The organism is Phaeobacter italicus (genome assembly GCF_001258055.1).
Classification (GTDB): domain Bacteria; phylum Pseudomonadota; class Alphaproteobacteria; order Rhodobacterales; family Rhodobacteraceae; genus Phaeobacter; species Phaeobacter italicus.
The window spans coordinates 311,959-325,561 of the sequence record NZ_CVRM01000022.1 but is presented as its reverse complement, the minus strand read 5'-3'; the positions used below and the strand labels follow the sequence as shown (position 1 = coordinate 325,561).

Genomic DNA, 13,603 nt, shown 5'->3' with positions numbered 1-13,603 from the left:
CCGAGACTAGGTTTGCGCCGTCATCTTTCCCCAAATACTCATAATTCTCCGGCCGCGGCACTCAGCTGCGCAGATCCTTGGGGGATCCCATCACCACATAGGTCGTGATCGCTGTCACATAGGGCGATGTTCCAAGAATATCGGTGTGAAACCGTTTGTAGCTCGGCAGATCCGCACATTCGACACGCAGAAAATACTCGATCGTACCAGTGATGTTGTGGCACTCCACGACTTCTGGCGCCTCGGCCATCGCCCGCTCAAACGCCTGCTGCGCCTCTTTGGTATGCTCGCCCAGACCGACGCCGATATAGGTGACAAAGCCCAGCCCCATAGCCTGACGGTCCAGCACCGCGCGATAGCCGGTGATAACACCGCTGCGTTCCAGCTCCTGCACCCGGCGCAGGCAGGCCGAGGGCGACAGCCCCACCCGGTCTGCCAGGTCAAGGTTGCTGATCCGGCCATCGCGGGTCAGCTCTTGCAATATCTGCTGATTTATTCGGTCCATTTTCGCCATTAATTGCAGAGATAGCAGACTTGCGCACAAAAACGCAATTTCATTCCCGGCTGCGCGCGTCATTCTCCGCGCCATGACTTATGAACTCTTCCTCGCCCTTGCGGGCTTTGTCTTTGGCACGGTGTTCACCCCCGGCCCGAACAATCTGATGCTGATGGCATCGGGTGCCAATTTCGGCTTTCGCCGCTCCATTCCGCATCTGACAGGTGTGGCCGTGGGCTTTCCGCTGATGATCCTGCCCGTTGGCCTTGGCGTGATGCAGCTGTTTGATGCCTTCCCGCCGCTCACATGGATCATGACAGCCCTGTCTGTGATCTACATGCTCTGGCTGGCGTGGAAGATCGCCAATGCCGCCCCCCCGCGCGAGGGAGAGGCCCAGGGCACGCCGCTCAGCTTTGTGCAGGCCTGCGCCTTTCAGTGGGTGAACCCAAAGGCCTGGGCGATGGCACTGGGAGCCATCACCCTCTATGCGGCCAGCCGCGACCTGACGGCCATTCTCTGGGTCTCGGGCACCTATCTTCTGGTCGGTACCTTCTCTGCCTCGACCTGGACGCTGCTTGGCCAGCAACTCCGCCGGCTGCTGACCAAACCAGCGCAGCTGCGGGTGTTCAACTGGACGATGGCCGCCGTCCTCCTGGCCTCACTTGCCGCGATTTTGCTGCAACAATAGTCACTTCAACGGCAAACAGATCTCCGTCAACAGATCCTCGGGCGCCACCGTCTGGGGATCGTTCAGATAGATCTCATAGCAGGGCAGGTCTGCGGGCTCCTCGCCTGATTTGGGCAGCCAGGCCCCGAACAGATCGCCATAGGCACCGTGAATGCCAGAATATGGCCCCTTGTAGGTCATCACCGCTGTCCTGCCACCGCGCAGCGTCAGCTGCTCCATCCCGTCCGGCGCATCGTCCAGATCGCTCGACGCCCCCGCATAGCTGCGCAGATCGCTCTCTGCTACGGTGTCCGGCGCATCAAGATAGACCCCGATCATCTCTCGCATCCGCGGCCACAGCCCGCGCGAGGAACAGATGGCGGCAAAACTCTCGAAACTGCGGCCAATTTCGCCATATGCCCCCTTGTGGGCCACGGCGGTCAGGGTGCGGGCGGGTTCGTTGCGAATGTCGACGGGATACATGGGCGGTCCTTTCTGCAAAAGCGTCTGATCAAAGGGCAGAAGACGGCCCGCCTTGCGAAAGGCAGCAGGCGTCATGCCATAGGCCTCGGCAAAGACCCGCGCAAAGGATCGGCTGTTGGGATACCCCACCTGATAGGCCACCCGGTCGATGGACTCATCTCCCTGCACCAGCGCCATTGCAGCCAGATGCAGCCGGATCCGGCGCACCATCTGCGCGCAGGTCTCCCCGGTCAGAGCCCGAAACACCCGATGCCAGTGAAACCGCGACATCGCAGCCACATCCGCCAGAGCATCCAGCGACAAATCCCCGGCTGGGTTGTCATAGATATGTTCCAGCACACGCAAAATGCGGTCTTCGTAGGAATGTGCCATCGCAAATTGGTCCTCTTCTGCTGGTCTTTGAGTGCCATAGCAGCTGTTCACAAATCTTGCTGAGTTGCATCTACCGCCGCGTAAGGCCATATATCGGTCAAACCGCCCGAGTGAGACGACATGACCCAGTACCTGGACTTTGAAAAACCGCTGGCCGAGATCGAAGGCAAAGCAGAAGAGCTGCGCGCGCTGGCCCGTGCCAATGAAGAGATGGATGTAGCCGAAGAAGCTGCCGCTCTGGACGCCAAGGCGGCTCAGCTGCTGGTGGACCTCTACAAGGATCTGACCCCCTGGCGCAAATGCCAGGTTGCCCGTCACCCAGAGCGGCCCCATTGCCGCGACTACATTGACGCGCTGTTCACCGAATACACCCCTCTGGCTGGGGACCGCAACTTTGCGGATGACCTCGCCGTCATGGGTGGCCTGGCCCGTTTCAACGACCAGCCGGTTGTGGTGATCGGCCATGAAAAGGGCTCTGACACCAAGGCCCGCATTGCCCATAACTTTGGCATGGCCCGCCCCGAAGGCTACCGCAAGGCGATCCGCCTGATGGAGATGGCCGGCCGGTTCGGCCTGCCAGTCGTGACCCTCGTGGATACCGCTGGCGCCTATCCCGGTAAGGGCGCAGAAGAGCGCGGCCAATCCGAGGCCATCGCGCGCTCGACCGAGATGTGCCTCAAGATCGGCGTGCCGCTGATCTCCATCATCATCGGCGAGGGTGGCTCTGGTGGCGCCGTTGCCTTCGCAACCGCCAACCGCGTTGCCATGCTGGAACACTCCATCTACTCGGTGATTTCGCCCGAAGGCTGCGCCTCCATTCTGTGGAAAGACGCCGAAAAGATGCGCGAAGCAGCCGAGGCGCTTCGCCTGACGGCGCAGAACCTCCGCGAACTCGCCGTGGTTGATCGGGTGATCCCTGAACCGCTCGGCGGGGCGCACCGCGATGCGGATTCCGCTTTCTCTGCGGTTCGCGCAGCGCTGGCTGAAATGCTCAAGGAGCTGAGCGGCAAGGACGCCGCGGAACTGGTCAAGGACCGTCGTCAGAAGTTCCTGGCGATTGGCTCCAAGGGCCTGCCCGCCTGAAGCCAACCAACCCCATGATCTGATTGCGAAACCCCGGCCCCAGCGCCGGGGTTTTTGCTGTTGCGCCCTTGGAAGGGCACGCAGGAAAGGGAACATTTGGACAGGCCTGCGCATTGATCTCACACCTGCCCCCTACCGCGTCAGGAGCGTACCAATGCCGGATCATCAGACCCGAGATCACCAAAACACCGCAACATTTGCCAACGCGTCGACCGCGAAGGGCCTCGCCGGACGCGCCCTGCCCTCGCAGTCGACACGCGACGAGATCCTCGACCAGATCAATCCGGATGATTTTTCCTGGGCCGTGCCAATCATGCGCGCAGGTTACGCGGGCCGTGCGCTGGTGTATCTGACGGTCGCGGGCACTTCGCTCTGGTCGATCTGGCAGGGCGGCGAGGCCAACAGCACGACGGATGCGCTACGCTGGCTGGACGACGGGATTGGCCTCGCGGTGCTGCTGCTGATCATCCTCGGCCTCTCGGCCTATGCGCTATGGCGGGTCGTGGACAGCGTCTGGGATCTCGAAGCCTATGGATCGGGCCTCAAGGGCATGATCGCCCGCGCAGGCATGATTGTGACGGGTCTGGTGCACCTGGCGATGGCTGGCCTTGCTCTGACCGTTCTGATCGGCAGCCGCTCGGGTTCTGGCAGCGGCATCACGGACGCCGCCGCGTCTTCGGCCGGGACAGCAATCCTGGCAGTGGTCGGCCTGCTGACACTTGGAGCGGGGGGATACTACCTGCACAAGGCCTGGAGCGAGGGCTACCGCAACCACCTGCGCGGCAATCAGATCACGCTGCGGCTCAATACGCTGCTCAAGATCGGCGTGGCCGCAAATGGTGCGGTGATCGGCATCATCGGGCTGCTGATCCTGCAGGCTGCGCTGTCGGCCTCGGCAGAAAATCCCGAAGGGATCGGCAGTGTCTTTGACTGGCTGCGCGAACAGATGTTCGGCCAGATCCTTGTCACCAGCCTTTGCCTGGGCCTGCTCGGGTTTTCGCTCTTTTGTGCCGTCAACGCGCTTTACCGCATCGTGCCCAAGGCCAGCGATCGCGGCACGCAAACGCTGCGCGACGCATTGAGCAGCGGTTAACCCGCCAAAAGACGCAGCCCCTGCGTCACGTCAGAGCGAACTGCCAGCCGCAGGCCGGGCTCATCTCCGGCCTTCAGCGCTGCAATGATCAACTTGTGATTCTGCGGTGGTTCCGTCCGACGCAGCCGACCATAAAGCGCGCGCATGGTCGGCCCCAGCTGCAGCCATACAGTTTCCGCCATCGCCAGCATGGCAGGCGCCTGCGCCCGCAGATACAGGGTGCGGTGAAATTCCAGATTGGTGCGAAGATAGCCCACCGCATCCCGTTTCGAGATCATCTCGGCCACATTCGAATTGATGCTCTGGAGCCGGTCAATCAACGCCATATGCGCCCGCGGCAGCGCACGGCTGGCCAGCTCCACCTCAAGCAGCGCGCGCAGGGCGGCCAGCTCCTCAATCCGCTCGTTGGTCAGCTCAGGCGTGGACACGCGCCCCGACGTCGACAGAAACAGCGCCCCTTCTGCGACCAGCCGACGGACCGATTCGCGCGCGGGCGTCATCGAGACATCAAACTCCTTGCCGATCCCGCGCAACGTCAGGGCCGCGCCGGGCGCCAATTCGCCATGCATGATCCGCGTCCGCAACGCGCGATACACCCGATCATGGGCAGATCCGGTGGACAGTTCGGCGGCAGGGCGAGCAGGCATAGACATGACAGCGGTTGTGATCACAAAACAGCGGCCCGTCAATCAAAACGGCGACACCCCGGCGACAATCTGCGCCTCAGAACCGAAAGCGGTGCAGATGATTGCCTTCACTGCGCAGCCAGCCCCGGGCCCCGTCATAGTTGCCATATAACCCCTGCACGAGATCCCAAAAGGCCTGCGAGTGGTTCATCTCCTGCAGATGGGCAACCTCATGCGCGGCCACGTAACGCAGCACTTCAGGCGGCGCGAGTATGAGCCGCCAAGAATACATCAACGCCCCTTCCGAAGAACAGGACCCCCAGCGCGACCGCGTATCGCGGAGCGTGATCCGGCTGTAAGGCCGCCCCAAAGCGGCAGAATAGCGGTCTGATGCCTCTGCCAGCCGATCGCGGGCCAGTTCCTGCAAGTACCGCTGAATGCGACGGCCAGGACCGGCATCGCTGCGTAGATCGGGCACCATCAACGCGCCATCCTGCAACAGGATGCGGCGACCAGATCCCGCGACGATCCGACGGGGCTGACCATCAATGGGCAGCACCGCACCAAAGGTCACGGCAACCGCCTCGGGCCGTCCTGCCAGATGGCTGCGGATCCAGCTTTCCTTTTCCCGGGCAAAGGCCAGCGCCTCACGGTCCGGCACCCGCGTCGGCAGGGTCAGCGTCACCCGTCCATCCAGCCCTGAGATGCGCAGGCTGATCCGGCGCGCCCGCGCAGAGCGGCGCAGCGTCAGCGGAACCGGCGGATCTCCCGGCAGGTGATGATCAGCCATGAAGGCCTCCCTTTTGGCAAAGGCTTTGACAGCACCCGGCGCATATGGCAAGGCACCTGAATCGTCGAACCGACTCAGCAGAAAATCAAGGGGATCCACATGCCCAAGGAAGAATGGGGTGTAAAGCGCGTTTGCCCGACGACCGGCAAACGTTTTTACGACCTGAACAAGAACCCGATCGTCAGCCCCTACACCGGTGAGGTTGTCGAACTGGACAGCGGCAAAAGCCGCATGATCGAAGCCGACGCAGAGGACGCCGCAAGCCGCAAGGCAAAAGACACCGTCGACGCCGATGACGTGGTACTGGACGATGCAGATGACGTCGATATGGACCTCGGTGACGACGTCCTGGACGATGATGATGACGAGGATAACGTCTCCCTCGACGAGATCGCAGACGTCGCGTCCGAAGACGACGATTCCTAAGGTCTTCAGACCCTTGGGGGAGGTTTAACCACCTCCCCCGGACCTCCCTTTTGCCTCTCGATCGCGGTGTTCCGCTCGCTCTGGATGGGAAGTCAAAAAAATTGTGACAGGGATGCATTTTCCGCTTGCGGCCCGCCGCCCTGTCCCGTAAATCACCGTCACACACCGCGACGCAGCATCGCAGAGCGGTTGGTTCGGGGCCTTAGCTCAGCTGGGAGAGCGCCTGCATGGCATGCAGGAGGTCAGCGGTTCGATCCCGCTAGGCTCCACCAAACATCCTTCTCTGAAAACTCAATCCAGCCCCTTCCTGGGATCAGCTTGCCTATCGTTTGCGCGCCAAACAGGTCCGGCCGCCATATCCGCGCGCGGCATGTCAGATCACCCCGCCAACCGCAGGCCCGCTTAGGCAAAAACGATCTCAGGCGCGATGATCCGGCTGATCTGCCCGCCCGTGTTCACAGCCTCATAAGTCGATCTTGGCGGCCGGGCAGTACCATCAACGCTGCGCAAAACCCAACTCTTCGCCTCCATCGCCTTCAGCGACTGCGACAATGCCCGGTCGGTAATGTTTGGCAGCTGCTGCTTGATGTCGGTGAAATGTCGCGCCTCATGCAGAGAGCCGAGAACCGGCAAGGTCCAGGATCGGCGCAACAGGGGCCAATCGGCCTCTGCCGCAACATCGCGCACCCGGTCAGCCATCGCTGCAACCGTCCTGCCCAGCGGCGTCAGCCGGAACTCTGGCCGCAACGGATGCCCGTAGCCCGGATTGCGCTCCAGAAGGCCCAGCTCAATCAGATGATCGAGACTTTGCGCAAAGGCCGTCCGCCCTGCCCCCGTGGCCGCCAAAAGCGGCGCCTGCCGCCCCGCGACACCCGAATGCAGGCTCGACAAGATGGGCATCGCCCAGGCCCTTGAGGTGATGTTGACAAACAATCCAATGTCCATAAAGTATAGTTAGTATATTTTTAAAAGATAGGAAACCCCATGTCCCTTATTTCCGTTGATCAGACCATCACCATCGCCATGTCCGTTGCAGATCGCCACGCAAGCGCGAAATGGTACGAAACCATGCTCGGGTTTGAGCTGTTGTATCACGCAGATGACGCGGGCTGGTCCGAGGTTCAGACAAACACCCCGGGCGTTGTCATCGGGTTCGGTGAACACACCAAGCCAGCGCCGGGAAACTGCGTGCCTGTCTTTGGGATTGCCGATCTGGACACCGCCCGACACAAGCTGGAGCAGGCTGAGGTGAAATTTGACGGCGACACTGAGGTCATCGACGGCATGGTCAAAACCGCAACCTTCTATGACCCCGACGGCAATGCGCTGATGCTCGCGCAGGATCTGACAGGCGGGAACGGATAAGGCGCAGCTCCAGATCAGTACACCATCAGAGCGACGGCCAACGGTCTTTCCGGTCGCAGGCTGCGTTCATCAGGCTCTAACAAGGGCAAATACTGAAAAAGAAGAGAGGTCTGCGCCCCCCAGCGCAAACCTCTCCGGCCCGGCGGGCCCTGATCCGGGGGAGGGATGACATCCCCGGATCAAACCAAATCAGCATTCAGACATTCATTGCCGCAAGGCTGGCAGACATTCGACCAATCAGCGCGTCATCCTCGCCGCCGATCAGGATGTAGCGATACCCGCCTTGCTGCCACAACGCCGCGCTCAACCCCTCCATCCGGCGCAATTCTGGCGCGCGCTCTGCCCCCTCTTCGGCCCGCATGATGCACAGCGCCAGCGGGTCCCCCGTGCTGGTCAGAAAGGCAAGCTGGATCAGGGGCTGCCCCTCAAAGCTCAGGATCTGCGAGCGGGCAAACCGCACGTCCGGAAAGATCTGCAAATGTTCGACCGACATGCTCTTGCCGATAGAGGCCGCGACCCGGTCCAGCTCTGCCTGCTGCAACGGGGTTGGCACATCGATATGGGCAAGCGTGCTATTGGAGTAAAGCGCCTGATAGGCGGCAACATATTCTGCCCAACCATCGCGCGACGGGCTTAATGCGGCCCCCAGAAACACCCCCACCACCAAGGCGGCGGCAATCGCCCCAGCCCAGAAACCCGACCTCAGGCCCGCTCTGCCGTGGGGGGCTGGGTCTGCAATCTGACCCGACCAGCCGCCGTGTCGCGCACCCGGGGAAAGCACTGCAACAGACCGCAGGCCCGCCTCAGGCTGCAGGTCCGCAAACCCCTCGGCCAGCGCCGCCCTGTCGATCTCCAACGCCGCCAACCGCGCCTGCAACGCGGGATCCTGCGCCAGGACGGCGGTGATCTCTGCCACGGGCGCGAAATCCGTTTCCCCATCCAGATAGGCGACCAGTTCCTCGTCCGTGAAATATCTATCGTGCATTCCGCCCCCCTTTCTCAGTGCGGAACTTCTGCGCCAGAACGGCCCGCGCCGCCGCCAACCGGCTCATCAGGGTGCCGACAGGAACATCCAGGATCATGGCAGCATCCCGATAGGAATAGCCTTCGACGTAAACCAGAACCACCGCCTGGCGCTGCACCTCCGGCAGATGCAGGACGGCCTGCAACAGTTCGCGCCGTTCTTGCCGCACGTCACTGTCCTGAGTGGGGTCAACGATCTCTGCCGTCTCGATCCCGACCAATCCATTGCCGCTGCGCACCTGCCTGTGTCTCACCTCTGTCACCCACAGATTATGGGCAATGCGAAACACCCATCTGTCCAGATGCGAGTCCGGCTGAAACTGGTCGGCCCGCTCCATCGCCCGCAAACAGGCCGCTTGCGCCAGATCGTCGGCCTCTGGTCGTGATCCCGTAAGGCTGAGCGCATATCGCCAGACCCGCGGGAACACCTGGCTCAGCCCCTCGCGTACAGCCGCATCAGAAGGTTTACGCCTGAAAAAAGACACCATCGCCCGACCTCACCCTCTGCCAGAATCTGTCAGATCAGGGGTCGGGCGCAGGCTCATTTCTGAAACACCATGCGGACCGTGACGGGAACAGCGCGGGTGATACTGTCGAGACTTGCGAGCTCCTTCAGCGTGTCGATGCCCGCATCAATGCCCAGATCATCCGTGGACAGAACGATAAAATCGGCCGTCGTCACCAGCACCTTGTCCTCGCCCAGCCGCGCGACCAGCATCTCGGCTTCGACATCCGCCTCCACCCCGGCGAAACTCAGCACACCCTCAAAATCGGTCAACGCGGTATCGCCCACCGCCAGACCTTCGAAATCATCCAGCTCGACCGAACCGCTCAGCACCGCAGTCGGGGCAGCCGCGCGAAAGACATGTTCGATCATGCGTTTGTTTCGGATGTCGATGTTCGTCTCGACAGAGCCGAGATCAATGCTGATGGTGACAGCGCCATCTTCGCCAACCGTTCCGGCGACAGAGGTGAAATGATGCACCTCGCCATAGTCATTGCCCTTGATAGAGCCGAATGCCACCCGCGACTGATCCTCAACCGCAGACCAGACGCTGTGCCCGCCCGCAAAGGCGGCGCCGGCTGACACCACACAGGCCGCTACGCATGCCAACAATTTCTTCATGTGCCTTCTCCCAAGAGACCAGAACAAAAACGTTCCTATGAAACACAACGCGCCAGCGCCGGAATCCATCTGAACTTTTTTGTCCGCCCCTGCATTTTTTGCGAACACTTGCACCATGCCCGATCCAGCCAGGCATGTGGCTGCACGTTCGCTCACATCTGGGAGAGGGAGAGCGCAGGCGGCAAACGCCACCCTGCGCGCTCAGGACAGGACGTCGACCCCAGAAAGGTCAGCCGATATCCGGATCAGCGGGCTGGTCACACCGGGACAGAGCCGCCCCAGCCCCGCCAGCCCCATCAGTTCGGCCGGGACACGCGTCGCTGCCGCCAGCGCCTGTTCCAACGGCACGCCGACCTGGTGGTGCAGCACCCGCAGCGCCGTGGTCAGATCCAGATCCGCCCCGGCCAATGTGCCATCGGCCAGCGTCAGTCGGCCGTCCACACGGCAGATCTGCCGGCCTTCCAGCTCAAACGCGGTCTGATCTGTTCCCGCAGGCGCCATCGCGTCACTCACAAGAAAGATCTTCCCCGGTCCCCGCTTTGCAGCCCAGGCCGCGCGCATGGCTTCGGGGTGAACATGGATCGCATCGGCAATCAGACCCGCGCTCAGATCACCACTGGCCAGAACAGCCCCCACAAGACCCGGCTCGCGATTGCCAAGCTGGCTCATGGCGTTGAACAGATGGGTGGCGCAACGCGCGCCCGCCTCGGCATATCTGAGGCAGGTCGCAAACCCGGCGTCCGTATGCCCCAATGACACCACAGCCCCGGCTGCAACCAACGCCCTGACCTGATCCGTGGTGGCGTTCTCCGGCGCAAGCGTCAGCATCAGCGCAGGCAAGTCCTGCGCAGCCGGAATCAATGCCGCAAGATCCGCCTCTTCCATCGGACGGATCAGCGCGGCGTCATGCGCGCCCTTCCGTGCCACCGACAGATGCGGCCCCTCCAGATGCAGCCCGGCAATCCCCGGCACTCCCGCAGCAATCGCGGCCTTGGCGGCCGCAATCGCAGCAACGGTCTTCTCCCGCGCGTCCGTGATCAGGGTTGGCAGAATCGCCGTCGCGCCAAGCCCGCGATGGGCCAGGGCAATCCGACGCAGCGTATCAACCGATGGATCATCATTGAACATGACCCCGCCGCCGCCATTCACCTGCAGATCCACAAAGCCCGGCGCCAGAATGTCACCGCCCAGATCCACCCTCTCTCCCGCGCCAAGGCTGGCCACAGGTCCGATCGCGGCCACGCCCCCCTGCTCGACGCGCAGGCCAAGCCCCTCTTGCAAGGCCACACCGTCAAAGACGGATCCACCGTGATAGATGGTTGCCGGGCCGCTCATACCGTTTCCGTCACTTTGCGCAGATGGCGGGGCGCATCCGGGTTGATCCCGCGCTGCACCGCGACCTGCTCAACCATCGCATAGAACGAGACGATGGCCGCCACCGGGTCAGTCAGCCAGTGATCGGTCCTGACATGGGGCAGCTCTTGCGCGGTCTTGACCAGCGGGCTGGTCGCAAACACCCGCGCGCCCTTGGCCGCCAGCGTATCAGCGACCTCCGCCAACAGCGGCTCTGCCGCATCCTTGGCAGCAAAGGCAATCACCGGAAAGCCACCCGCCACAATCGACACCGGCCCATGCAGCACCTCGGCCGAGGAATAGCTCTCGGCATGGATCTGGCAGGTTTCCTTGAACTTCAGCGCCGCCTCATTGGAAATCGCCATGCTCGGCCCCCGCCCCAGCGTGAACAGCGAACTTTGCGTGACCGCCTGGGCAGCGGCGCTCCAATCACACCGCGTGGCCTTGTCGAGATGCTCGGGCAAGCTGCGCAAAGCCGCCAACAAATCGCCATCGCCTTTCAGTTCTGCCAGCAACCACAGGCCAGCCACCAGCGAGGTGACAAAGGTCTTGGTCGCCGCCACACTGCGTTCTGGTCCCGCATGCAGCGGCAGCGCCGCCTCAGCCGCCAGAGCAAGCGGCGAAGTCGGATCATTGGTTATCGCCACCGTACTGGCGCCAGAGGCGCGCGCGCTCTTGGTCAGCTGCACGATGTCCGGGCTCTGGCCGGACTGGGACACCGACAGGCACAACGCGCCCGCAGCCTTCAACTCGGCCCCATAGACAGAGGCGACAGACGGGCCAACCGAGGCCATAGGCAGGCCAAGCAGCAGCTCGCTTGCGTATTTCAGATAGGTGCAGGCATGGTCGGACGAGCCGCGCGCCGCAGAGATCACGAACCGCGGCCCCTCCCGCCCAGCAACAGCCACAGCCGCAGCCAGCGCATCGGTGCCCTTGGTCAACAGACGCTCAACGGCGACAGGGATTTCTTCGATTTCCTGACGCATCAGGGTGGAGTTCGGGGTCATCGTGGCAGCCTTTCCATCAGGTGTCCGGATCACGGTGTCAGCCGCAGCTCTGCCACGAAATCGTAGGCATCACCGCGATAATTGGATCTGGTGAACTCAGCCACGCGGCCGCTCTCAAGATATGAGATCCGCTGAATGCTGAGCCCGGCCACACCCTCGGCAACCCCCAAGAGGGTCGCATCTTCTTCCGCCAGGTTGACGGCTGAAATCTTTTGAATTGCGCGCACTGGCCTGCTGCCGCTTTCGCCAAGCAGATCGTACAGAGAATCGCGCACCGCCAGCGGGTTGGGCAGGATATCCAGCGGCAGCGAGGCCCGCTCAACCGCCATCGGCCTCCCCCCCGCCTCGCGCAGGCGACAGATCCGCGCCACCTGCCCATCCGCAGGCAGGCCCAGCACCTCTATTTCCTCGGCGGACGGCAGAAAGACGCCCCGCTCCAACCACTTGGAACTGGTCTCCATCCCGCGATGGCGCATGTCCTCGGTAAAGGACGTCAGATGCGACAGCGACTGCTCAAGCCGCGGCGCCGCATCCCGCACGAAAGAGCCGGACCCCTGCCGCTGCACAATCGCCCCCTGCTTGACCAGCTCCTGAATCGCTTTGCGCACGGTGGCGCGGGACAGACCGGTGATATCGGCGATTTCGCGTTCTGGCGGCAACGAAGAGTTGGGCGGCAGAACGCCATCCTCTATTCCCTGCTCCAGCCTCTGCCGCAGACGCACGTATCGCGGCCCACCGCTGGTTTCGAGCCACTCATCAGGGGAAAGAAACGCCGCCGCATTCATTGTGTCTGCTCCTTCTGAAGCGCGTAAGCCAGCGCAATCGCACCCTCGATCGGCGCCCCCTTGGGCGCAACAATCGCAGCCTGCGCCTCTGGTGGGAGATAGGGCGCATATAGCGGACCAATCCCGCCCGTCAGGCACAACGCCATCTGCGGTGTCCATCCCATCGCGCCCAGCGCCTGCCACAGATAGCCCGCGCCCTCCCGCATCAACCCTTGGCCGGCCACATCCCCGGCCTGCGCAGCCGCAGTCACCCGCCGCGCGATCTGACCCAGCTCATGTGGCGGGGCCTCAGCGGCAAAGGCAACGATGCCGCCCGTGCCGTCATAATCCGCAAGCAGGCGTCGGGTCAGATCGCTTTGCTCCGCAAGGCCGTCATGGGCGTTCAGCGCCACCGCAAGGGCCCGGCGACCAATCCACTGCGCCGACGCCTCGTCACCCAGAACAGGCCCCCACCCTCCGGCAAAGCGACGCGCCTCACCCGCTTGCAAGGCCAGAAACGATCCGGTGCCACAATGGGCAATCGCCCCGTTTGCGTCGCCATGCGCACCCGCCAGGGCAGGATGGCGATCATCTTCCACCCGCACGACCTGAAACGGCAGATCCGCCGCAACGCGGGCGGCGATTCGCGGGCTCGCAACACCGGCCAGACCAAGATACGCAGGCGCCCCGTACAGCGCCTCTGCGCCGCCGGTCACATGGCTCGCCAGCTCGGCAATTCCGTCACGAAGACGGCCAAGGGCACCATCGTAGTCACTGCTTACATTGGCTGGGCCAACCTCAACGACACATCGCCCCTGCGCACTAACGCAGGCGATCCGACAGGTTGTTCCGCCACCGTCAACGGCGACCACGGGGGAAAGGATTGGATGAGGATATGGCAGGTTCATGACCACACCTATACGCATCCA

17 protein-coding genes and 1 tRNA gene are annotated in these 13,603 nt (G+C 62.7%); 6 read left to right on the top strand and 12 right to left on the bottom strand.

From position 1 onward, the window contains the following. Positions 1 to 61: 61 nt before the first annotated feature. Complete coding sequence (locus NIT7645_RS10340; protein ID WP_037302660.1) at positions 62 to 514, bottom strand: Lrp/AsnC family transcriptional regulator; 453 nt, start codon at positions 512 to 514, stop codon at positions 62 to 64. A 73-nt stretch (positions 515 to 587) separates the two neighbouring features. Between NIT7645_RS10340 and NIT7645_RS10335 the strand changes: the two genes are divergently transcribed. Further along, the gene (locus NIT7645_RS10335) at positions 588 to 1,184 is read left to right on the top strand and encodes a LysE family translocator (protein ID WP_037302659.1); all 597 of its coding nucleotides are present in this window, start codon (positions 588 to 590) and stop codon (positions 1,182 to 1,184) included. On the opposite strand, the gene NIT7645_RS10330 is transcribed toward NIT7645_RS10335, so the two are convergent. Then, entirely contained in the window at positions 1,185 to 2,018 is an 834-nt protein-coding gene (locus NIT7645_RS10330; RefSeq protein ID WP_050686969.1) for an AraC family transcriptional regulator, read from the bottom strand. A 120-nt stretch (positions 2,019 to 2,138) separates the two neighbouring features. Here NIT7645_RS10330 and NIT7645_RS10325 point away from each other — a divergent pair, with 120 nt between their 5' ends. Then, entirely contained in the window at positions 2,139 to 3,101 is a 963-nt protein-coding gene (locus NIT7645_RS10325) for an acetyl-CoA carboxylase carboxyltransferase subunit alpha (protein ID WP_050686967.1), read from the top strand. Between the two features lie 154 nt (positions 3,102 to 3,255). Then, positions 3,256 to 4,194 (top strand): DUF1206 domain-containing protein, encoded by a 939-nt coding sequence (locus tag NIT7645_RS10320; RefSeq protein WP_242656121.1) that lies wholly within the window; start codon positions 3,256 to 3,258, stop codon positions 4,192 to 4,194. On the opposite strand, the gene NIT7645_RS10315 is transcribed toward NIT7645_RS10320, so the two are convergent. Next, on the bottom strand, positions 4,191 to 4,847 hold the full coding sequence (locus NIT7645_RS10315; RefSeq protein WP_037303060.1) for a GntR family transcriptional regulator: 657 nt from the start codon (positions 4,845 to 4,847) through the stop codon (positions 4,191 to 4,193). The genes NIT7645_RS10320 and NIT7645_RS10315 overlap by 4 nt on opposite strands. A gap of 70 nt (positions 4,848 to 4,917) precedes the next feature. Then, positions 4,918 to 5,610, bottom strand: coding sequence for a M48 family metallopeptidase (locus NIT7645_RS10310; protein ID WP_050687105.1), 693 nt, complete (start codon positions 5,608 to 5,610; stop codon positions 4,918 to 4,920). 99 nt (positions 5,611 to 5,709) lie between these two features. Here NIT7645_RS10310 and NIT7645_RS10305 point away from each other — a divergent pair, with 99 nt between their 5' ends. Together NIT7645_RS10305 and NIT7645_RS10300 are read left to right on the top strand one after the other, a co-directional pair. After that, on the top strand, positions 5,710 to 6,036 hold the full coding sequence (locus NIT7645_RS10305; RefSeq protein WP_046211815.1) for a TIGR02300 family protein: 327 nt from the start codon (positions 5,710 to 5,712) through the stop codon (positions 6,034 to 6,036). A gap of 196 nt (positions 6,037 to 6,232) precedes the next feature. Continuing rightward, a tRNA-Ala gene (locus NIT7645_RS10300) sits at positions 6,233 to 6,308 on the top strand. A 130-nt stretch (positions 6,309 to 6,438) separates the two neighbouring features. Here the strand turns inward: NIT7645_RS10300 and NIT7645_RS10295 are convergent. Further along, positions 6,439 to 6,981, bottom strand: coding sequence for a winged helix-turn-helix transcriptional regulator (locus tag NIT7645_RS10295; protein ID WP_050686965.1), 543 nt, complete (start codon positions 6,979 to 6,981; stop codon positions 6,439 to 6,441). A gap of 39 nt (positions 6,982 to 7,020) precedes the next feature. Between NIT7645_RS10295 and NIT7645_RS10290 the strand changes: the two genes are divergently transcribed. Beyond that, positions 7,021 to 7,401: a VOC family protein gene (locus tag NIT7645_RS10290; protein ID WP_050686963.1), complete on the top strand. Its 381-nt coding sequence runs from the start codon at positions 7,021 to 7,023 to the stop codon at positions 7,399 to 7,401. Between the two features lie 196 nt (positions 7,402 to 7,597). On the opposite strand, the gene NIT7645_RS19415 is transcribed toward NIT7645_RS10290, so the two are convergent. From NIT7645_RS19415 to NIT7645_RS10255, 7 genes are all read right to left on the bottom strand, one after another. Then, a complete protein-coding gene (locus tag NIT7645_RS19415) occupies positions 7,598 to 8,386 on the bottom strand; it encodes an anti-sigma factor family protein (RefSeq protein WP_050686961.1) in 789 nt (262 codons plus the stop codon). Then, positions 8,376 to 8,912, bottom strand: coding sequence for an RNA polymerase sigma factor (locus NIT7645_RS10280; protein ID WP_046212197.1), 537 nt, complete (start codon positions 8,910 to 8,912; stop codon positions 8,376 to 8,378). Before NIT7645_RS10280 ends, NIT7645_RS19415 begins: the two co-directional genes overlap by 11 nt. Before the next feature lie 53 nt (positions 8,913 to 8,965). Beyond that, a complete protein-coding gene (locus NIT7645_RS10275; protein ID WP_050686959.1) occupies positions 8,966 to 9,550 on the bottom strand; it encodes a YceI family protein in 585 nt (194 codons plus the stop codon). A gap of 201 nt (positions 9,551 to 9,751) precedes the next feature. Then, entirely contained in the window at positions 9,752 to 10,885 is a 1,134-nt protein-coding gene (gene nagA, locus NIT7645_RS10270; RefSeq protein ID WP_050686957.1) for an N-acetylglucosamine-6-phosphate deacetylase, read from the bottom strand. Next, on the bottom strand, positions 10,882 to 11,910 hold the full coding sequence (locus tag NIT7645_RS10265; RefSeq protein ID WP_050687103.1) for an SIS domain-containing protein: 1,029 nt from the start codon (positions 11,908 to 11,910) through the stop codon (positions 10,882 to 10,884). The genes nagA and NIT7645_RS10265 overlap by 4 nt, the downstream gene beginning before the upstream one ends. Before the next feature lie 29 nt (positions 11,911 to 11,939). Continuing rightward, positions 11,940 to 12,695, bottom strand: coding sequence for a GntR family transcriptional regulator (locus NIT7645_RS10260; RefSeq protein WP_008560113.1), 756 nt, complete (start codon positions 12,693 to 12,695; stop codon positions 11,940 to 11,942). Further along, the gene (locus NIT7645_RS10255; protein WP_050686955.1) at positions 12,692 to 13,582 is read right to left on the bottom strand and encodes a glucosamine kinase nucleotide-binding domain-containing protein; all 891 of its coding nucleotides are present in this window, start codon (positions 13,580 to 13,582) and stop codon (positions 12,692 to 12,694) included. Before NIT7645_RS10255 ends, NIT7645_RS10260 begins: the two co-directional genes overlap by 4 nt. Between the last annotated feature and the right edge of the window lie 21 nt (positions 13,583 to 13,603).